The sequence below is a fragment of the Armatimonadota bacterium genome (genome assembly GCA_013359125.1).
GTDB lineage: Bacteria > Armatimonadota > Fimbriimonadia > Fimbriimonadales > GBS-DC > JABWCR01.
Genome location: JABWCR010000031.1, coordinates 1 through 17,975 on the forward strand (window position 1 = coordinate 1; position 17,975 = coordinate 17,975).

The following is a 17,975-nucleotide window of genomic DNA, read 5'->3' on the forward strand; positions in this document are numbered from 1 at the left end:
GCAAAGCCTGTTTCGAGATTGGGGAGGGAAACAAAACCTAGGAACCCGCGAACGGGATTTTTTCCATTTGTAGCACAATTTTAGGTACGAATCGAGCCTAGCTCAACTGCGATTTGGCCGGCGATGCGAGCGTTGTTGCACAGAAGGGCGATGTTCGCCGCCATCGACTCGCCCTCGGTCATCTGGCTCACATACTCAAGCATGTACGGCGTCTGTTCGGGCCCCGAAGGGGCTTTCCTAAATCCATCTTCGACAATGCTTTCAATGCGATCTCGATCCATCGGCATCGGCGGCGGCACGGCCACAATCACCGCGCCCGGCAATCCGGCTCGGCGTTTTGCCGATAGGATTTCGGCGGCTTCTCGCGGCGTTTCAATCATTGCGTCCACCCTTTCGTCCGTCTCGGCGCAATAGAAGCCCGGCATCCGCTCGACGCGCCAACCGAGCAGCGTAATCCCCAGCGTCTCCAATCGCTCGCGGGTGCGGCGTACGTCCAGCACGATCTTGACCCCGCTGCACACCACGATCGCGCTGGTGGTTGCCAACTGGGTCAAATCGCTGCTCACATCGTCTCCGCCGCCCCGATGCACGCCGCCGATGCCTCCCGTCGACATCGCGCCGATACCCGCTTGAGCGGCCAAAAAGAGCGTCGCAGCGACCGTCGTGCCGGCAGACCGCTTTCGCGCCAAGATAATCGGCAAATTGTGCAGGCTGGCCTTGTCAGAGCCTGGCTCGCCGCCCAAGAGCCTGATCTGTTCTTCCGACAGCCCGATCACCGGCTCCCCCTTCAAAATACCGATCGTAACCGGCTCGCCTCCGCCTTCGCGCACTGCGGCTTCGCAGGATAGAGCGCACTCAACAGCCACCGATTCGGGCAATCCGTGTGTAAGTACGGCGGTCTCAAGCGCTACTTTTCCCATTGCGAAAGTCTACCAGCCGAACCATCCAGACGCCCGTTCGTAAGGTTTAGAAACCGTTATAGGTCATAATGGAGGTCTATGGAGGGCGCTCGCTTGGGTAGGTTGGCGCTTCTGTGCCTGATGGTTCTGGCCATTGCGCACGGCAATCCCGAGGCGCGGGTCGTTTGGTTCGATCGCTCGTTGGCGGTCGATCCCGGCGCTGTGCGCCTGGGCGACGAGTGCTGGCTGCCCATCATCCATGCAGAAAAGGCAAAGCTGACGGCCAAACTGGTCGACAACGGCAGCGCCGTTCTCATCGGCAACCGAAAGTACGCCGCTAGGGTGCTGGCCGTGCCCGAATCCTCCGGTCAAGAGATCAAAATCGCCTGCCTGCCATTGCGCGAGGCCCTCAAAGACCAAGGCGTCTCGACCGTTTGGGACGGGTCCGAGCTCAAGTGCTTTGCAACGCTGACCTCTATAGAAGTCAGCGATGGAAAACTGAAAGCGACCACCAGCCTGCCGGTCGAATCGAACGCCTTTCTAGTCCGCAATCCCGACCGATTGGTGATCGATTTCAAAGGTTGCCGACTGCCCGACAAAGAGATAGAGGTCGCGACCGAATTCAAAGTGCGCACCGGGCAGTTCGCAATCGATACAGCGAGAATTGTTGTGGAATTGACAGGCGCCGCGCCCAACCAGCCGCCAAGCCGCGCGCGCGGAACGGAGCGCATCGTTGCCTTGCCGACGACCGTCGCTGTAGCCGAAGTTACCGTCGTCGAGACCGATCCGACCGAGTTTGCGCCCATCCTGCCGGTGGTAGAGAATGCCGACGGCAGCGCCTGGGTGCGAATGCCGCTCAACGCCGGGCAGAAGCCCAAATTCGCCTTTGGCGAAAGCCCCGAACAAGTGTCGGTCGAGATCGGCCCGCTCACATTGGCTGAAGCCGTTCGACAAGAGTTTTCCGATCCAAACGGCTTAGTGCGCGCGATCAGCATGGCGCCCGGCTCTGCAGGCACGGGGCGACTGATAGTGGAACTAAGCCGTGCGGCCGCGGTCCGATTCTTGCCCGGGGCGCAGGACGTATCGCTGCACTTTACCGTGCCGCGAAACGCAGGCGGCAAGATGCGAGACAAGATCGTGACGATCGATCCGGGGCATGGGGGCGGTCAGCCGGGAGCCAAAGCCGTGCATCAAGGCAAGACCGTGTTCGAGAAGGACATCACCTTAAATATCGCCTCGAAAGCGGCGCAACGATTAGGGCACACCGGCGCGAGCATTCTAATGACCCGCGCGGGCGATCGAGATGTCGGTCTGTACGAGCGCACCACTTTGAGCAACGACTCGGGCGCGCACTTCTTCATCTCTGTCCATGCCGATTCGACCCCGCGGCCAAACTCGGCCAGCGGCACCACGATCTACTATCATAAGGACGACGCCGACAGTCGAGCACTGGCGCAGGCCATCCTAAAGGAGATCGTCGCGGTCAGCGGATTGCCGTCCAGGGGCGTTCGGTCCGATTCCGTGCTCTACCAAAGCGGTTTGGCCGTGTTGCGCACGTCGTCAGTACCGGCAGTTCTCATCGAGGTGGGCTATATCAACCACGACGGCGACCGTGCGAAGTTGGTCGATCCCAAGTTTCAAGACAAGATCGCCGATGCGATCGCGCGAGGCGTGCGAAAGTACGTCGGCGACGATTAGTCCCGCATGAAGCCTCCAACCAACGTCGTCGTCATTGCGAACGAACGCAGCTTCGATTCGCGCCAGATCGCCAAGAAGTACGGCGACGCTTACTCCCTGCCCGCCAAGCAAAGAATCAACATCCAGTGCGCCTCCTCCGAAGAAGTGCCGCTGAACGAATATCGCCGCAACATCGAGAACGCGGTCTTTCAACACCTTCGCAAGCACGACCTTTACGAGACGGTCGATTATCTGGTGCTGACCAAGGGCATTCCGATACGCATACGCGAAGGTGGCTTCTCTGTGGACGCCGCGCTGATGGTCGCTCCCATGCGACTTCCCTTCAGACGCGGCGTTACCGAATGGCATTTCAATCCTTTCTTCGATTCTAAAGGAGCCTTCAGCCGCAAGAAGACCGGATTTCACCTGGCAACCCGCTTGGACGGCTATCTGGCCGACCATGCGATCCGGCTGGTCGATAACTCCAAAAAAGCCAAGCAAAAGAAGGGCATCTTTATGCTGGATCAAGACCCCACGCGCAAGGGCGGCAGCTACGATCTGGTGAATAGCAGCATGCAAAGCGCGGCCCGCCTGTTGAAACAGAAAGGCTTTGAGGTGATCTTTGATCAGACCAAGGACTTTCTGGGCGACCGCGGCGATCTGATGGGTTACTACTCTTGGGGCAGCAACGACGCTCACTTTGCTCAGGCTCGCTATCGGCGGTTGCGCTTCTATCCCGGCGCCATTGCCGAAACGGCAGTATCCACCAGCGCGCGCACGTTCAAGCGCACGGATCAGGGCCAGAGCCTGATCGCCGATTTAATCGAATCGGGCGTTACGGGCGTCAAAGGCTATGTCTCCGAGCCGTATGCCGAGGCGCTCTGTCGTGCGGCCATCCTGTTCGAACGGTACACTGCCGGGCGCAACCTGGCCGAGAGTTTCTACGCCGCCTCGCCGTTCTTGCTTTGGAAGGACTTGGTGATCGGCGATCCGCTGTGCGCTCCCTTCGCTAAATGAAGCTGCTGACCGTAACCCCAAACGCTTCGATCGACGTTACCATGCAAGTTGCCAGCCTTGGCGCATCGGCCGTTCAACGCTCCGAACGATCCTTGATATGCGGCGGAGGCAAGGGGGTCAACGTCGCGCAAGCCTTTGTCGCGCTGGGCGGCGAGGCCATAGCGACAGGGCTTTTCTCCGGCCCGCTCGATTGGTTTCACAGGGACTTGCAACAGCGCGGGATTCGTTCAGAATTCCTGGGCCGAGAAGGCGAACCAAGGGTCTGTCTGACGCTCTTAGCGCCCGGCTTGGAGCAGAAATACAACGACCCTGGCCAGCCCGTTACGGACGGAGCGGCGCTCTTGAAGATTATCGCCGGCACAAAAGCCGATTACGTCGCGCTCTGTGGCAGCCTGCCCCCAGGATTGCCGGACGACTTCTATCTGCAGTGCGCCGAAGCGGCGGGCGATGCGTTCGTTGCCATCGATACCAGCGGACCTGCGTTAAGAACGGTCGTCAAAAACCTGAGGCGCGGTCGAAGCCTGATTAAGGCCAACGCAGAGGAGTTTTGCGATGAGCCGCCCAAGTTTGAGCAGTGCATGGTTACGCGAGGCGGGCAGGGATTAGACCTATACTATAAGGGAGCCTGGGCGCATTTTCCGGCGCCTGAGGTAAACTATACAAGCGCAGTCGGCTCTGGCGATGCCGCGCTCGGTGCCTATCTATGGGCGCTCTCGGAGGGCAAGAACCCTTTGGAAGCGGCAAAATGGGCGGTGGCGGCAGGAGCGGCCAACGCGGCTACATTGGGCGCAGGGCAGCTGAAACGAGCGGATGTCGAGGCGCTGATGTGAGGAGGCAAAGCGATGTTTGGCAGCATTGGATTTCAAGAACTGATGGTCGTGCTGGTGTTGGCCCTATTGGTTTTCGGGCCAAAGAAGCTGCCAGAAATCGGACGCTCGCTGGGCAAAACCCTGAGAGAGTTCAAGAAAGCCGGCGAAGACGTAACGCGCTCGCTAGAAGAGCCGTTTGAAGAGAGATACGATCGGGGAGACAGGTTCTAGATGAACATCGTTTATTACATTCTGGTAGGTCTGGACGTGCTGGTTATGATCACCTTCATCGGCCTGGTAACGGCGCAGACGGCCAAATCGGAAGGCATCTTTATGGGCGGCGGCGCAACGGGCGGCTACGCCAAGGCCAAGCCCGGATTTGAAGACTTTGTCTCGCGCTGGACGCTCTACCTGGCCATCGCATTCTTCGTACTCACGACGGTCGTAACCTACTGGCCAAAACACTAGGCCGCGCGACGGTCGTCGTAGTCTATTGGCTCTAAGACCCAGCGCTCTTGGCTAATCTGGCCTTCAGACTCGTCCTTCCGCGTGACGATCCAGATGTAAAACGCCACACAGGCTACAACGTAGATTGCTATCCCTGCCATCCACATTCGGTTTCGATCCTCCCCAAATGATTATTGGCGAGACGCCGCCGAGGCTTCAACGCAAGTTTACGAGATACTCGGCCAAGGCCCTCAGCTCTGATTCGGGCAAACGGCGAAAAGAGGGCATCGTAGAACCTGGCGAAACTTGAGAAGGGTTCTGAAGGTGCCGCACGTGCCAATCTCTGTCCGGCCGCTTCTCGCCCACTTTGGTGAGATTCGGCCCCCGGCGCGAGCCTTGACCCTCGATCGCATGGCAGCGCGAACAGCGATGCTGAGCGTAGAGGCGTTGGCCCTGCTCTGCAAGGCTGGCGTCCTTTGTCAGGACGGCAGGCGGGTCTTTTGATTGCCGAGGCGCTGGCTGGATCGCCCAGATGCAAATGGCCGACATCGAACCCAGCACAGCCAGGGCGACTAAGCTCCAGACAGCTCGGTGGATACGATGAGCAAAGGCCGGAAGAGCAACAAGGAAAGCCAGGCAGCCCAAGATCGCCAGCCAATAAATCATGCCGCCGCCCGTCAAACGATAGAGCGCGTGAAGAGGCAGCACATACCACTCCGGCTGAGCATAGTAGCCGGGCGAGTCGGATAGGCTGTCCCCAACGCTGAGCGGCTTGATAGAGAACAGCGCCAGCAGCAGAATCGCAACGACCGCGCCTTGCCAATCGAGGTTAGGCTTCGCCCTTCGCGCCAGATACGCTAAGAACAACACCGATATCAGCGGCAGCCAGACTGCGTGAAAACGGTACCAAACTTGAACCGTATGATCCCCAAACTCCTCGCCGCCCTGAAGAAACCTCGCCTTCAGCCCGCCCACTACCGGCATCTCCGACACGATCCCGATCTCCGTTGCCGTCGTCGATTCGGCATGGGCGTCCCAAGGCAGCGCATGACCGGTCAGCTGAAACGACAACGCAAGCCCCAAACAGACAAGGCCCGCTAGCCAAGCGGCGCCAAACTCCTTGTGCCAGAACCTGGCGACCAAAAGCGCTAACAGCGCGACCAGCAGCCCGCCGCTGGAAGCGTGGTGGAGCCGCCGCAGCCAGCCCCAACGCTCCTCGATCGCCAACACCGATTCTCTCGGGGCGTCGGGCTGGTAGCCGAACAGAAGCGCAATGCCGGTAATCGTTGCGACCGCCAGCAATCCGACCGCCGCAACGACCAGCCAGCGCTGAATCATGCCTAATCTTCGTCGATTCGAGAGAAGTAGATGACGGTTACCGTGTCCGTTGGCAAGATCGGCCGATCGTAAAGCCGCTCCATCAGCGAGGCGACCTCTTCGTAGTTTCTAAACTCGGAGTTCTCTCGCTCGATGTCGCGCGGCGTTAGGTCTTGGATCGGTTTGACCTCCACTCGATCGAGAATCGCCGTGTAAAGCTTTCGTCGGCGGCCAAATCGCTGGCCAAGGGTCACCCAAACGACCTGCCCAGTCGAGTATTTGTCGGATTTATCGCCTAAACGGATCGTTACGGTCTTGCGGCAGTTTCGCAACAGATCGCCATAAAGGTCTGAGTAAAAGTTGAGCGCAAACATAGTTTACTCCTCGGTCATTCCCTGCTCCATCTCCAACTCTTTCTTCAGCAAGCGCTTAACGACCTTGCCGGTCGCGGAGCGGGGCAGTTCCGTCCGAAAGATTACCTGGCGCGGAGCCTTGTAGATGGCCATTTGATGCCGACACCAGGCCATGATCTCCTTTGCGTCCGCCTCGACGCCCGGTTTGGGCACGATCACGGCGCACGGGATCTCGCCGCGCTCGGCGTCGTGCAGACCGATCACGGCGACATCGGCGACCGCAGGATGCCGCAGCAGGCTGTTCTCCACTTCGCTCGGATAGACGTTGATGCCGCCCACGATGATCATGTCCTTCTTGCGATCCACGATATAGAGATAGCCGTCCTCGTCGAATCGCCCCATGTCGCCCGTGTGATACCAGCCCGAGCGCATGGCTTCGGCGGTCGATTCAGGATCGTTGTAGTAACCCTTCATTACATTGGGGCCGCGCACCACAATCTCGCCAATCTCGCCTTGGGGCAGTTCGCGGTCGTCATCGTCGAATATCTTGATCTCGACGCCGGGCACGGGCACGCCCACCGAGCCGATCTTCCGAGAGCCTTTGCCGGGGATCGGATTCACGCTGGTAACCGGCGAGCACTCGGTCGGACCGTCGCCCTCCAAAATCGCGCAATTGAACTTGCTCTCGAAGGCCAGTTGAAGCGGTTCGGGCATGGGCGATCCGCCCGAAACGCAAAACTTGAGCGACGAGAGATCGTATTCCCGCTCCATCGGGGTTTGCAAGATCGCGCCGTACATAGCCGGCACCATGGCGGCGATCGTAACCCTCCGCTTCTCGATGTTCTCTAACACGAGCGCCGGGGTGAAACGCTCGACCAAACAGATCGCCCCGCCCAGCCAGAGCATATAGTTCATGCAGACCGTCTGGCCGAACGAATGGAAGAGCGGCAAGACGGTTAGGATGACCTCGTCGTTACCGAACTCCAAGTGCGCCTGGCACGACTCGATGTTCGAGAGGATGTTTCGATGAGTCAGCATGACGCCCTTCGGAAAGCCCGTAGTGCCGCTGGTGTATATGAAAACGGCCGGGTCTTCCGGCGAAATAGCGGGGCTTGGCAAAGGAGCGGTCGGCGGCTTGAGCATGGAATCGAACGGTTTGATTCCCTCTGGCAAGTCGCTGTCGGCGCCGACAATTAAGATGTCGCGCAACGATGGAATGCCGCCTTTCGCTTCCATCACGGCTTGCAGCAGCATGGGAAATGTGATCGCCGCTACGACGCCCGCATTGTTCCAAATGTACTGGATTTCGGGCGCCTTGAGCAACGGATTGACCGGCACGGCGATCGCGCCCAATTGCGATAGCGCGTGATAGGCGATGACGAACTGAGGCACGTTGGGCAGCACGATTCCCACCCGGTCGCCGGGCTGGATGCCCAAGTTGTCTCGGAATCCGGCAGCAGCGGCCTGAACCGCGCCCCATAGTTGCGCGTATGTTAAAACATGGTCGCGAAAGAAAACGGCAGGCTTATCGGGATGCCTTTGAGCGGAACGGGCGATCGATTCGTGCAAGAACATGGCGTTAACCTCTTGCCCAACTCTTTCGACGGCCTCCGGCCAAATCCTGCCTAAATCGACAGGTATAATCGAACCAGAACCCTAAGGAGACCCCAAAAACGTGAAAACCCTAACAGCAATCGTTGTCAGCGCCGGTCTGTTGCTAACCGCCAGCGCTCAAGACGCGCGCGCCATCATGGCCAAGACCGAGAAGCACCTGGACGGCCTCAAGTCGATGGAAATGACCATGTCGATGAAGATGACCGGCCCTATGAGCCAGAACATGAACGGCAGCTTTGCCATGAAACGCCCGAACTTTCTGAAGGCTAACATGGATATGGGCGCCATGAAGATGCAACAGCTTTCTGACGGCAAATTCATGTATAGCTACAACGCCTCGTCCAACACCTTCACCAAACAGCCGGCTCCCAAGGATTTGAAGAGCAGCGGAATGGCGGGGGGCATGGGCGTCTCGCAGCTGAAGATTTCGCAGGACAAAACGGCCAAGCTGAAGTACGTGAAGCGCGATACGGTGAACGGCAAACCGGTGCACGTGATCGAGGCGACCAACGTCTCTATGATCCCGATCCCCAATCATAAGATGTGGGCTTACATCGGGGTCAACGACAACCTGATGCACCGCTATGTGGTAGAGGGCACGATGCCCGGCGGACAGGGCCAAGCTGCCGGCCAGAAGATGCGCATGGAGATGAACTTCGCGTATAAATCGATCGGCAAGGACCTGCCCAACTCGATGTTCGTTTGGAAGGCTCCGGCGGGCGCAAAGGAGCAGAAGATGGCGCAACCGATGCCCGTCCGCCCCCAAGGCAAAAGCAAGTAGTCGGCCGTATAGAGCCTCCCCCCAAAATCGAAGATTGGGGGGAGGGAACGAAATTGGCGTTGCTTAAGTCCCCTGAACCTACCCCGGAAGCGTCCGAGCATCCCCTTGGCGAAGAGTGAAGCCGATCGAGTCAAAATGCTCCAACAGCGGCACGGCGTACTTGCGAGAGGCGCCCAATTCGTCTCGCAGCTGCGCCGCCGTAATCGAGCCATGCGTCCGAATGAACTCAGCAGTTCGGTCCATGATCTCCTTCAGCCGAGATGCCGTGTAATACAGCCCTTCGTCGATCATTGCAATCTGCCCTAACTCCAGGCCCAGGCTGACCATCTCCTGGATCGCCTGAGGCGGCGCGCCGACCTGCTGACCAACCTCGCCCAACGGAGGCGGTTGCGCTCCGCCCGAATCGAGCGCCGCCATCACCCTCGTCAAGAGCGCCTGCTGCTTGGCATTCGGCGCTATCTCGAAACCGGAGAGACGAACCCGTCGCTCGCGACCGACGCTCAAGAGCTCGATCTTTCCTTCGCCCGCCATCCCCTTCAGCGCGGCTTCCAATGTCGCCCGATCGGCCTTCAGCGCGCTGCGCAGAGTCTCAATCGGCATCCCAGACTTGAGGGGATGCTTCGAATGGTATTGGGCAATGCTCTGAAAGGCTTGCCCTGCCAGCCGCTCGACCATCGCGCCCGAAATCAGCCGTCCGTCCGAAAGCTCGATCGCCGTCCCTTCGGCCAGCGCCGATGCAATCTCCTCGCCGGTCAACTCGGGGTGCGACTTCTGGATCTCCTTTCGAGCCGCGCCGGATGGCATCGCGCTCAAAATGGCCGCCAACCGGTTCAGTTGCGTCTCGCCTCTCAGCCTCTTCAGCGTCTCCGGATCGCGCCGCCGATATTTGCCCGGCTGTAGATCGAGCGCGATGCCGCCGCCCAACGTCGTCAGTGGCGAATAGCGCCGAACGATGAACCTATCCCCCTGTGCCAGCGCCAGAGGCGATTCCAGGCGAATCTGAACATAGCCTTCCTCCCCCGTGCCCAAGTTTCCCTCGTCCAACAGATAGACCCGGCCCAGCGCCTCTGCGGCGCCGGCATGGACGCGCACCCTCATCTGGTGCGTCAGCGCCAGCTTATCCGGTGATTCTCCATGCGCAACGGGCTTGTCTAAGAGCCTTACTTTGGCATTAAATCGAGCGGTCGCGCGCGCCGCTCCCTCCTGTGCGAGCAGGCAGCCGCGCTCGATCACAGCCTTGTCCGCACCGGCCAGGTTTATCGCCAAGCGCTGTCCAGCAACTCCTTGCTCCAAGTTCTTGCCGTGGCTCTGGATGCCTCGGATTCGTGCCTCCTCGCCTCTGGGAAGGATCAACAGTCTCTGATTGAGCCGTACAACGCCCGAGAGCGCCGTGCCGGTTACGATCGTGCCAAACCCCGGACGCGGAAAGACGCGGTCGATAGTCATTCGGAAAGGCGCGTCTATCGGTTTGGGCGCCGCCGCGGCCGCAGCGCGAAAAATCGCCGCTCGAACATCCTCCAATCCTGCTCCCGCAATCGCCGATACGGGCACGATCTCTGCTTTTTCCCAGGGGCCGCCCGCAATCAATTCCCGAGCCTGGTCCAGCGCTAACTCCAACCATTCTCGATCCACCTTGTCGATCTTGGTCAGCGCGATCACGGCCGTTTCCACGCCCAACAGCTGCAAAATCGCCATGTGCTCGCGAGTTTGCGGCATGGCGCCCTCCTCGGCATCGATCACCAACAGCGCGGCATCCACACCGGTCGCGCCTGCCAGCATGTTCTTAAGGAACCGCTCGTGCCCGGGCACATCGATAATACCAATGCTTACCTCGGTCGAAGCCAGATCGGCAAATCCCAGGTCGATGGTCATGCCGCGCTCCTTTTCTTCCTTCAATCGGTCGGGGTCGATGCCGGTCAGCGCCCTTACAAGGGTCGATTTGCCGTGATCCACATGACCGGCGCTGCCCACGATCGCATGCTTTATCATGGACCCCGATTCTACACTCCAGGCAAATCAGCCAGACTTTTCTGGCCTCGCCGCTCGAGCCAGAAGCGTTAGGTATACTGCCCGCGGGAAAGCAGAAGCGAGGATAACGATGAAAGATATGAAATTAACCGATAGAGAGCGCGTCGTCTTAGGGCGGTTTGCCGACGGGCTCAGTTCGAACGACGTGGCCGAATCGCTCGATCTTCCGGGCGAAAAGGTGGAAGAGGCCGTGGAAAGCGTGCTGAACAAGATCTTCTCCGGCTCCGTAATGAACCTGGTCGAAGAGGAAGAGAAGGAGCCAGTCGCCGTCTAAGGCTCACTCAGCCCGCGCGATCAACCAAAGCCCAGCCAGGCCGAACAGAATGTTCGGCGACCAAGCGGCCAATAAGGGCGGCAGATAGCCCTGTTCGCCGACCAATTGTGCCAACAAAAGCGTGTTCCAATAGACGAACGCCAGCACAATTGCGATCAGCACGCCCACAAAGCCGCCGCTCCGTGCCAGCCTCAAGCTGATGGCTGGGCTGATGAGCGCCATGATCAAACAGGCGACGGGCATCGCGACCTTAAGGTGATAGCTCAGTTCCTTGCCTCTCGTTGCGATGCCCAATTCGCGCTCGCGGTCGATCTGTTTCTTCAATTCGGCACGGGTCAGCTCCTCGGGTCGAACCGGGCTGGAAAAGAAGTCCTGAATCTGCGGCTTCAGCGCGATCGGCTCCATCTCGCCCACCTTCACGTCGAACACATCGCCGTTCTTGTGATAGAAATGAATGGTGGGGCGGGTCAGGTCCCATCGCCCGCCGCCATAGATACCGTCCTCTGCCCTCACGACGATCCAACCGCCCTCCGCCAAGTTCTCCAAAAGCGCAATGTCGGTCAAAAGCGCAAAGTCGCCCTGCCTCCTGACACTGCCAATGGCTACGGTATAGCGTCCCGAGCGCATCACCACATTGTTCGCCGAGGTCGGCGCGGATTGCAGAAAGAGAATCCGTGTCAGCAGGCGGTTGAACTCGCGCTCGGCCTGGGGAGCCACCTTCTCGGTCAGCCAAAAGTTGACGCCAGAGACGACCAGCCCGAACAGGATCATAGGCAGAAAAATGCGGCGAAGGCTGATACCGGCCATTCGCATGACGGTAATCTCGCTGTCTCGCGCCAGGCGATTGACCGCTAGCGAGACGGCCACCGCGCAACCGACCGGCAGGCTGAGCGCCATCAGCGCAGGCGCGTGATAGAACGCCAACTGGAAGACCGAAACCAGCGGCGCGCGAAAGGCAAACAGCTGCCGAGCATAGTTGAAGAGGAGATTCCCGATCAGCATCAGGGTAACGGCGCACGTACCGATCAGCAAGGGGATCAGCATCTCGCGCGCGGCGTATCGATCGAGCAGTCGCATCAGGCTCTCAGAACCCTGTACAGGGCATACAGCGCGGCACCAGCGCCGACCAGGGCGATAGGCAAAGCAAGCGGCGCGGGCAAAAACTTGACCGCGATTGGCAGGACAGTGGCGCCCAAAGCAAAGACGGCCCATGCGCGGACCAGTTTCGCGCCCAACTTCGCGGTGATCAGTTTGCCTCTCAATAGAGGAGGAAGCACGTAATCGCCGCAGGTCGGGCAACGAAGCTCTCCTGCGCTACAGCTCTTCCCGCACCCCATACAAGGGATAGTTTCAGGAGGCTGGGCGCCTCGAAGCTCTTTGACCCACCGTTCCATCTCGCGCTTTTCGGCAAAGGTGAACTGAGGCGCAATATCGATGCCCCGCTGCATGTGGGCCATGGCCGGGCCGACCAGGCCATAACGATAGCAGAGCCGCGCTAGTTCGGCCCAAGCGTGAAAGTTCTTAGGATCAAATTCGGTCGCCGCTATCTGGCGCAACGCGAGCTCCGCATCGACCTGAGCATTGGCACGCTTGTTGGCAGTTGCCTTGGCAAAGGGGATGAGTATGCACGCCAACCCTAAAACGACCGCTGAAACCAAGTTCGCATAGGGATATTGAGGCTTGATGGAGTTGTAACCCATCCAAAGGGTAACGAGTACGGCGAGCGCGAACTGAAAGACATCCAAGTCGCCTTCTATCAGCATCATGACAATGGCGAAGAGCCAGTAGGCCGCCAGCGCCCAGCCGACCAACAGCAGCAAGAGATAGTCCATGCTTCCCTGGACGGAATTATGCATTATCCGCACGGCGGTATAATCGTCTACTCAAGAAGGAGGAGCGCAATGAAGTTGACTTTAGTCGCGATGATGGCCTTATTAACGGTGGTGGCAATGACTCAGGAGTATAAGCCCAAAGCGGGCGAGACGATCGTCAAGATGACGATCGAGAAGAAGGGCGACATCTACATCTCTCTCGGGACCAAAGAAGCGCCCAAGACGACCGAAAACTTTATCAAACTGGTGAATCAGAAGTTTTACGACGGGATTCTCTTTCACCGCGTGGTAGCCGGATTTGTAGCACAAGCCGGAGACCCCCAGACCAAGACGAAAGGCGCGACGGGCGAGGGCATCGGCAACGGCGGACCGGGGTGGACGATCAAGTTTGAGAACACGCCTTTGAAGCACGAGAAGTATGCTTTGGGCATGGCGCGCACGCAAGACCCGGACAGCGCAGGCAGCCAGTTCTACATCTGCCTGGAGCCCGCGCACCGATTGGACGGCAATTACGTGGTGTTCGGCAAGGTGGTCTCGGGCATGGCCCTGGTGGATAAACTGGCCGTGGGAGATAAGATCGTCTCCGCCCGATTGATTCAAGACGGAAGAAAGTAGTCGGTTCGGGGCGCCAGGCTTTTGCTTGGCGCCCTAATAGCGTTTATGCCGCAGAAGTTTCAGCGGTATAGATTTCGATCAGACGACCCTGCATATGCAGGCGGCGCAAAGTCTCCACCGCCAGCACGTCCAGTTTGACGCCCGCCAAAGAAGAGAGCTCCTTTAGCCGTTCGTCGATGCTCATAGAGCCGCGATAGCTTCGAGAGCAAGCCAGCGTGTCGAAGACATCGGCTACAGCCAGAATGCGGAGCGCCAATGGTTGTTTGCCCGCTTCCAGCCCGTCTGGATAGCCGTTCTTGTCCAACCGTTCGCCGTGATGCCGGATCAAGAACAGCGTATCGGCGTCGAAGCCCATGTTGCCGCAAATATCCTCGCTGTGCAAGGGGTATTGCCGCACTTGCGCGATCTCGTCGCGCGTCAGTCCGCCCTCCTTGTTCAATATCAGCGGGTCGATGCGCGTCTTGCCAATGTCGTGAAACAGCGCGGCGGTCTTGATCTTCTCGATCAGTTCCGGTTGAAGACCCAACTCCTTGGCCAACATCTCGCTGATGGCGGTTACCCGTTGCGAATGGCCGTGCGTGTGGGGGCTTTGCGATTCGACCTGAACGACGATGCTGCTCAACCGCTGATAGTTGGCGATCTGCTCGGCCTCTTTCTTGCGGGCAGCGACCAAGGCTTGAGCCAGGCGAGCGGCCAACTGTTGCAAAGCCGACAGACTGGCCTGATGGACGTTGGCGCCACAGATTTGGATAGCGCCCAACGGCCGACCGCTGGCCGATTCGGGGTCAAAGATAGGCGCACAGACGGACGGGGCGCCTTCCCAAGTAACGCCCTTTGGCGCATCGGTCGGCGGCTTCAGAAGCGAGTAGAACGCGATCGTCTTGCCCGATGCGACGCTCGCGCCGACCAACCCTTCGCCCAACTGCACCAAGGCGCGCTGCTTGACCAAGTCCGGCAGCGAACCCAACTTGACGATCGCCTCTAAAGCGCCCGCGCGCACGTCGTATTGGTAGACGGCTACGCCGTCGGCGCCGACATCGGCCAAATGTTGCTGAAGGTATACGCTGAGCGCCGGCGCAATCTCGTGCCGCTCATCGTCGCCCAAGTCTATCGGCTCAAACGCTGAGGTCTCCGACGAGGCGCGCTCCAGACTAAAGGAGGACGCCAAACCAAAAATCGAAATCGCGACCGAACTTCGCAAAAGGAACTGGAAAAGATCGGGCAGATTGCCTTCGGGCAGACCCACAGCGATTGCTCCAGCAACCAAGGAGGCTATTCGGAGCGGCCGGGGAGCCAGCGCAAAGGCGGCTGTCGCATGGAGCAAAGCGATCCACCATCCGCCCGGTTGCGCAAGCAGCCCGCACACTAGGCTGGCGGCCAAGAACGTCGCGGAGAGCGCAGTCGCGGGTTGTAACCGTTGCGCAGCAATGGTTAGAAAGGCAGCCTGAACGATCGCCCAGCCCGCGACGAACTCTGACCGAAGGCTGCCAGCCAAAAAGAACAGCAGGCAAGTCGATGCGACGACGAGCGGCACAGCGCCGATGACTGATTCTCGAGGCTTCATGGAACAATCGCTTTCAAAACATCTTCCACGGTCTTTGATTCTATTATCGCCATTCGGCCGGCATTCCTGAAGACCTCGAAATTAGCTCGCGAGTCATGGACAATAGTAGCGGCGCCCTTTGAGGAGATCGAACCTCCGAAGAGGGCGATGCTGCCCGGGTTGAGTTCGGAGCCGTTTCCAAGAGTTACCGCGCCTTGAGCCATGATGATCCCGACAGCCCTTGTGTTTTCAGAGAGAAACACCTCGCCGGTAACGACGAACGTAAACATCGAGCCCTTGTCCGCATAAGTCAGGTCGCCATAAATGGTCAGATCGCCTTCGACCACGACCGTTGCCTTGCCCTTCAACTGGCCCTGAATCTTGAGCGAGCCGCGCACGTTCAAGATTTCGCCGTCCACAAGAGTCAGGCCGAGCGGCATGTTGGATCCGCCAAAAATGGTTTGAGTAGCCAGCGCCCGCAACTCCATGATGTCTGGGAACTCCACATCGATCGATTCGGACCCGGTCTCTTCGTAAAGGGTCGCCTTGATCTTGCCGGACTTGCCGCCGCTAGAGGTAACGGCGCCTTCGGAAGAGATCGACGAGTTCGCTTTGACTGTAAGCCCGCCATTGGTGTGAATGTCGCCAACGATGGTCAGGTCCGTTTTGTCGATCACGGCGTTGCCATTGATGAAGACTGCGAACTCTGAGGGCTTGCGATTGACCGTCAGACCAGAAATGATACGCGTTTGGGTCAGCGATTCGCCTTTGTATCCGGCGGTAACGATCGCTTCCACAGCGTTCTTGCCATGGGCGTCCGACTTGTCCACTTGAACATCCACCACGCCGCCTTGAAGCTGAAACGAGTCTTTGAACGGGAGCGCGCGCTTGTTGTATCTCACTTCCCATCCCGCAAACTGGACGCCGCTCTGAATCATCGATTCGAGAATCTGCCTGGTTTCTCGCTTGGCCGCCAGCGAAGTCTGTGTCAGCGAGGCCCACCCGAACGCTGCGGCCATGCCGCCTAGAACAACGAGGGCGAGCAAAGCAAGCACATAGGCGCTACCGGTCTCCTTTCGTTTTCGCATCTTGGCTCACCTCCAACTGTTGGCGTTCTTCAGGTTTTGGGCCAGCGATCGCCTCGCGATCCACTGTTCGTCTTTTACCTTCCAGTTCGATTCGATTTCGGCCTTGACGCAGATGCCGGCGGTACCGATCTCGACAGTCGGCACGAACATTGTAATCGGCCAAATTCTTCCGGTCGATCCCTGCAGGCTCCATTGTGCGTCGGGCGTAATTTTGCCCGCCTTGTCGACCAGTCCCATCCAGAGCACGTTTCCAACAGCCTTTGTGTCTCCCGACTCGTTCGAAAGGTAGAAGGCAAAGGTCTCGCCCTCTCTGTACTCGGGCTCTTCGTCATTTTTGACCGGCACAGGATGCCCATAGGCGTCGGTATCCTTCGGCATAGTCAGGTGCAACCGTCCGTTTACAACCTCCGCATTCATAGCCTGTTTCGCCATCTTGCCGATCTCGATCTCGGCGGTCTCGACCGCACGGTTGACAAGCGTCCGAGATTGCGTATCGGTGAATCCCTTTGCGCCTTGGGTAAAGATGCCCAGAACGACGCCCGCGATGACCATCGTAACGGTCATCGCGATCAGCGTCTCCATCAAACTTAGGCCCCTTGTTCTCCTCATAGGCTCACCTCAGGCAAATTAGACGCTCCCTGACCACTTTGCCTCCTAACGTCGCTTCGTTGGCGCCCCATTCGATCACGACGGTAACGTGCCTCAGTCGCTTCTCGGTCATCTTTGGATGCGGCACCGAGGTTACTGTCATTCTTGCGTCGTCCGGCAGTTCTGTGGCCGGTCGGCCAACGGTCTTGATGTAGGTTGCTTTCTGCGAAGGCAGCGCCGGTTTCGCTTCCAGCGCCTCGACTTCGCTATCCGCGAGCGTGGCTGCAACGGTGCGATATCGGATCGCCGCTCCGTTTCGAGTAACCCAACCCAGAGTTGCGGCGACCGCGACCAGCCCCATGGCCACAATAACGATGGCCAAAAGCGCCTCTACGAGCGAGAAGCCGTATCGGCGCTTTTTAGCTAACATGGGCCGACCGCCTACCAGGTGTTATAGTTGGTGCCGTCGCTCGCCTTGCCCGTGGCCGAACTTTCGATCTGACCCATCTTGGCTTGGGTCGTGTAGTACTTGAAAGCGGCCTTGGCGACAGGATCGTTCGGCACTTTATCCAAGTAAGGCCCCTTCCAGTCGGTCGGATCGATGTTCTTCAGCTGCGCCTGCTTGTTATAGCCCTGTTGAGGCGCGGTCGTTGCAGACAAATCGTTGAGCGACGCCGGATAGTAGCCCGTGTCGTTCCTGAAGATCGTTATCGAGTTGCGCACTTCAGCCAGCGTCGCCTTCAAAGCGGTCTCTCGGCTGCGCGTGCCAGCATCGATAAAACGCGGTACGACTATAGCCGCCAGCGTTACCAAAATAACAAGGACGGCAAGCATCTCGACCAGCGTAAATCCTTTGTTCCGATAGGTTATGCTACCCATGCCAGAACCTCCTGTTGTTCGTCAAACTTCCAACGGGCTTTTCCACGCCGGGGCGGTTTTTTTTCACTCCCCCTATGGCAATCGGCAGAAAAGCCGGTATTTTTCAGGGGTTTATGGGACGTCGGGAGCCTTTGGCGCCCGGGTTGCTGTCGTACGAATCGGCGTATAATATAGCGCGTCGATCGACGACGCCCTATCTGGCCATTTAGGGAAG

The 17,975-nt window shown here is 58.8% G+C and carries 21 protein-coding genes; 8 read left to right on the forward strand and 13 right to left on the reverse strand.

What is annotated here, in order from left to right; translation table 11 throughout:
• Nucleotides 1-80: 80 nt before the first annotated feature.
• Entirely contained in the window at nt 81-920 is an 840-nt protein-coding gene (locus HUU60_11955) for a pseudouridine-5'-phosphate glycosidase (protein NUL83415.1), read from the reverse strand.
• Nucleotides 921-1,013: 93 nt separating this feature from the next.
• On the opposite strand from HUU60_11955, the gene HUU60_11960 reads away from it, so the two are divergent.
• The 5 genes from HUU60_11960 to secG are packed head-to-tail and all read left to right on the forward strand — an operon-like array spanning nt 1,014 to nt 4,870.
• Nucleotides 1,014-2,597, forward strand: a complete 1,584-nt coding sequence (locus HUU60_11960) for an N-acetylmuramoyl-L-alanine amidase (protein ID NUL83416.1) — start codon at nt 1,014-1,016, stop codon at nt 2,595-2,597.
• 6 nt (nt 2,598-2,603) lie between these two features.
• Nucleotides 2,604-3,593, forward strand: coding sequence for a TIGR03790 family protein (locus tag HUU60_11965; protein ID NUL83417.1), 990 nt, complete (start codon nt 2,604-2,606; stop codon nt 3,591-3,593).
• A complete protein-coding gene (locus HUU60_11970; GenBank protein NUL83418.1) occupies nt 3,590-4,423 on the forward strand; it encodes a hypothetical protein in 834 nt (277 codons plus the stop codon). Before HUU60_11965 ends, HUU60_11970 begins: the two co-directional genes overlap by 4 nt.
• 12 nt (nt 4,424-4,435) lie before the next feature.
• A complete protein-coding gene (gene tatA, locus HUU60_11975; protein NUL83419.1) occupies nt 4,436-4,633 on the forward strand; it encodes a twin-arginine translocase TatA/TatE family subunit in 198 nt (65 codons plus the stop codon).
• Nucleotides 4,634-4,870: a preprotein translocase subunit SecG gene (secG, locus tag HUU60_11980; GenBank protein ID NUL83420.1), complete on the forward strand. Its 237-nt coding sequence runs from the start codon at nt 4,634-4,636 to the stop codon at nt 4,868-4,870.
• Here the strand turns inward: secG and HUU60_11985 are convergent.
• The 4 genes from HUU60_11985 to HUU60_12000 are packed head-to-tail and all read right to left on the reverse strand — an operon-like array spanning nt 4,867 to nt 8,094.
• Nucleotides 4,867-5,010: a hypothetical protein gene (locus tag HUU60_11985; protein ID NUL83421.1), complete on the reverse strand. Its 144-nt coding sequence runs from the start codon at nt 5,008-5,010 to the stop codon at nt 4,867-4,869. The genes secG and HUU60_11985 overlap by 4 nt on opposite strands.
• 55 nt (nt 5,011-5,065) lie before the next feature.
• On the reverse strand, nt 5,066-6,187 hold the full coding sequence (locus HUU60_11990; protein NUL83422.1) for a cbb3-type cytochrome c oxidase subunit II: 1,122 nt from the start codon (nt 6,185-6,187) through the stop codon (nt 5,066-5,068).
• 2 nt (nt 6,188-6,189) lie between these two features.
• On the reverse strand, nt 6,190-6,540 hold the full coding sequence (locus HUU60_11995; GenBank protein ID NUL83423.1) for an RNA-binding protein: 351 nt from the start codon (nt 6,538-6,540) through the stop codon (nt 6,190-6,192).
• Nucleotides 6,541-6,543: 3 nt separating this feature from the next.
• Nucleotides 6,544-8,094, reverse strand: coding sequence for a long-chain fatty acid--CoA ligase (locus HUU60_12000; GenBank protein NUL83424.1), 1,551 nt, complete (start codon nt 8,092-8,094; stop codon nt 6,544-6,546).
• Between the two features lie 100 nt (nt 8,095-8,194).
• Here HUU60_12000 and HUU60_12005 point away from each other — a divergent pair, with 100 nt between their 5' ends.
• On the forward strand, nt 8,195-8,914 hold the full coding sequence (locus HUU60_12005) for an outer membrane lipoprotein carrier protein LolA (GenBank protein ID NUL83425.1): 720 nt from the start codon (nt 8,195-8,197) through the stop codon (nt 8,912-8,914).
• 78 nt (nt 8,915-8,992) lie between these two features.
• Here the strand turns inward: HUU60_12005 and selB are convergent, their stop codons facing one another.
• A complete protein-coding gene (gene selB, locus HUU60_12010; protein ID NUL83426.1) occupies nt 8,993-10,903 on the reverse strand; it encodes a selenocysteine-specific translation elongation factor in 1,911 nt (636 codons plus the stop codon).
• A 118-nt stretch (nt 10,904-11,021) separates the two neighbouring features.
• On the opposite strand from selB, the gene HUU60_12015 reads away from it, so the two are divergent.
• Entirely contained in the window at nt 11,022-11,216 is a 195-nt protein-coding gene (locus tag HUU60_12015; GenBank protein ID NUL83427.1) for a hypothetical protein, read from the forward strand.
• 3 nt (nt 11,217-11,219) lie between these two features.
• Here the strand turns inward: HUU60_12015 and HUU60_12020 are convergent, their stop codons facing one another.
• A complete protein-coding gene (locus HUU60_12020) occupies nt 11,220-12,293 on the reverse strand; it encodes a YjgP/YjgQ family permease (protein NUL83428.1) in 1,074 nt (357 codons plus the stop codon).
• Nucleotides 12,293-13,081, reverse strand: a complete 789-nt coding sequence (locus HUU60_12025) for a hypothetical protein (protein ID NUL83429.1) — start codon at nt 13,079-13,081, stop codon at nt 12,293-12,295. Before HUU60_12025 ends, HUU60_12020 begins: the two co-directional genes overlap by 1 nt.
• A gap of 129 nt (nt 13,082-13,210) precedes the next feature.
• Between HUU60_12025 and HUU60_12030 the strand changes: the two genes are divergently transcribed.
• The gene (locus HUU60_12030; protein NUL83430.1) at nt 13,211-13,663 is read left to right on the forward strand and encodes a peptidylprolyl isomerase; all 453 of its coding nucleotides are present in this window, start codon (nt 13,211-13,213) and stop codon (nt 13,661-13,663) included.
• A 43-nt stretch (nt 13,664-13,706) separates the two neighbouring features.
• Here HUU60_12030 and HUU60_12035 read toward each other — a convergent pair whose 3' ends face one another.
• From HUU60_12035 to HUU60_12055, 5 genes are read right to left on the reverse strand one after another with little or no spacing between them, the layout of a single operon-like run.
• Nucleotides 13,707-15,227, reverse strand: coding sequence for an HD domain-containing protein (locus tag HUU60_12035; protein NUL83431.1), 1,521 nt, complete (start codon nt 15,225-15,227; stop codon nt 13,707-13,709).
• A complete protein-coding gene (locus tag HUU60_12040) occupies nt 15,224-16,294 on the reverse strand; it encodes a hypothetical protein (GenBank protein NUL83432.1) in 1,071 nt (356 codons plus the stop codon). The genes HUU60_12035 and HUU60_12040 overlap by 4 nt, the downstream gene beginning before the upstream one ends.
• A gap of 6 nt (nt 16,295-16,300) precedes the next feature.
• On the reverse strand, nt 16,301-16,903 hold the full coding sequence (locus HUU60_12045) for a prepilin-type N-terminal cleavage/methylation domain-containing protein (protein NUL83433.1): 603 nt from the start codon (nt 16,901-16,903) through the stop codon (nt 16,301-16,303).
• 4 nt (nt 16,904-16,907) lie between these two features.
• On the reverse strand, nt 16,908-17,312 hold the full coding sequence (locus HUU60_12050) for a prepilin-type N-terminal cleavage/methylation domain-containing protein (protein ID NUL83434.1): 405 nt from the start codon (nt 17,310-17,312) through the stop codon (nt 16,908-16,910).
• Nucleotides 17,313-17,323: 11 nt separating this feature from the next.
• Nucleotides 17,324-17,761, reverse strand: a complete 438-nt coding sequence (locus HUU60_12055) for a prepilin-type N-terminal cleavage/methylation domain-containing protein (protein ID NUL83435.1) — start codon at nt 17,759-17,761, stop codon at nt 17,324-17,326.
• Between the last annotated feature and the right edge of the window lie 214 nt (nt 17,762-17,975).

Bases quoted from the DNA above. Each gene is read 5' to 3' on its own strand.
- HUU60_11970 (NUL83418.1), top strand. From the start codon at position 3,590: ATGAAGCTGCTGACCGTAACCCCAAACGCTTCGATCGACGTTACCATG.
- HUU60_12040 (NUL83432.1), bottom strand. From the start codon at position 16,294: ATGCGAAAACGAAAGGAGACCGGTAGCGCCTATGTGCTTGCTTTGCTC.
- secG (NUL83420.1), top strand. From the start codon at position 4,634: ATGAACATCGTTTATTACATTCTGGTAGGTCTGGACGTGCTGGTTATG.
- HUU60_11990 (NUL83422.1), bottom strand. From the start codon at position 6,187: ATGATTCAGCGCTGGCTGGTCGTTGCGGCGGTCGGATTGCTGGCGGTC.
- HUU60_11955 (NUL83415.1), bottom strand. From the start codon at position 920: ATGGGAAAAGTAGCGCTTGAGACCGCCGTACTTACACACGGATTGCCC.
- HUU60_12000 (NUL83424.1), bottom strand. From the start codon at position 8,094: ATGTTCTTGCACGAATCGATCGCCCGTTCCGCTCAAAGGCATCCCGAT.
- HUU60_12055 (NUL83435.1), bottom strand. From the start codon at position 17,761: ATGGGTAGCATAACCTATCGGAACAAAGGATTTACGCTGGTCGAGATG.
- HUU60_12020 (NUL83428.1), bottom strand. From the start codon at position 12,293: ATGCGACTGCTCGATCGATACGCCGCGCGCGAGATGCTGATCCCCTTG.
- HUU60_12030 (NUL83430.1), top strand. From the start codon at position 13,211: ATGACGATCGAGAAGAAGGGCGACATCTACATCTCTCTCGGGACCAAA.
- HUU60_12050 (NUL83434.1), bottom strand. From the start codon at position 17,312: ATGTTAGCTAAAAAGCGCCGATACGGCTTCTCGCTCGTAGAGGCGCTT.
- HUU60_12045 (NUL83433.1), bottom strand. From the start codon at position 16,903: ATGAGGAGAACAAGGGGCCTAAGTTTGATGGAGACGCTGATCGCGATG.
- tatA (NUL83419.1), top strand. From the start codon at position 4,436: ATGTTTGGCAGCATTGGATTTCAAGAACTGATGGTCGTGCTGGTGTTG.
- HUU60_11965 (NUL83417.1), top strand. From the start codon at position 2,604: ATGAAGCCTCCAACCAACGTCGTCGTCATTGCGAACGAACGCAGCTTC.
- HUU60_11985 (NUL83421.1), bottom strand. From the start codon at position 5,010: ATGGCAGGGATAGCAATCTACGTTGTAGCCTGTGTGGCGTTTTACATC.
- HUU60_12015 (NUL83427.1), top strand. From the start codon at position 11,022: ATGAAATTAACCGATAGAGAGCGCGTCGTCTTAGGGCGGTTTGCCGAC.
- selB (NUL83426.1), bottom strand. From the start codon at position 10,903: ATGATAAAGCATGCGATCGTGGGCAGCGCCGGTCATGTGGATCACGGC.
- HUU60_11995 (NUL83423.1), bottom strand. From the start codon at position 6,540: ATGTTTGCGCTCAACTTTTACTCAGACCTTTATGGCGATCTGTTGCGA.
- HUU60_12035 (NUL83431.1), bottom strand. From the start codon at position 15,227: ATGAAGCCTCGAGAATCAGTCATCGGCGCTGTGCCGCTCGTCGTCGCA.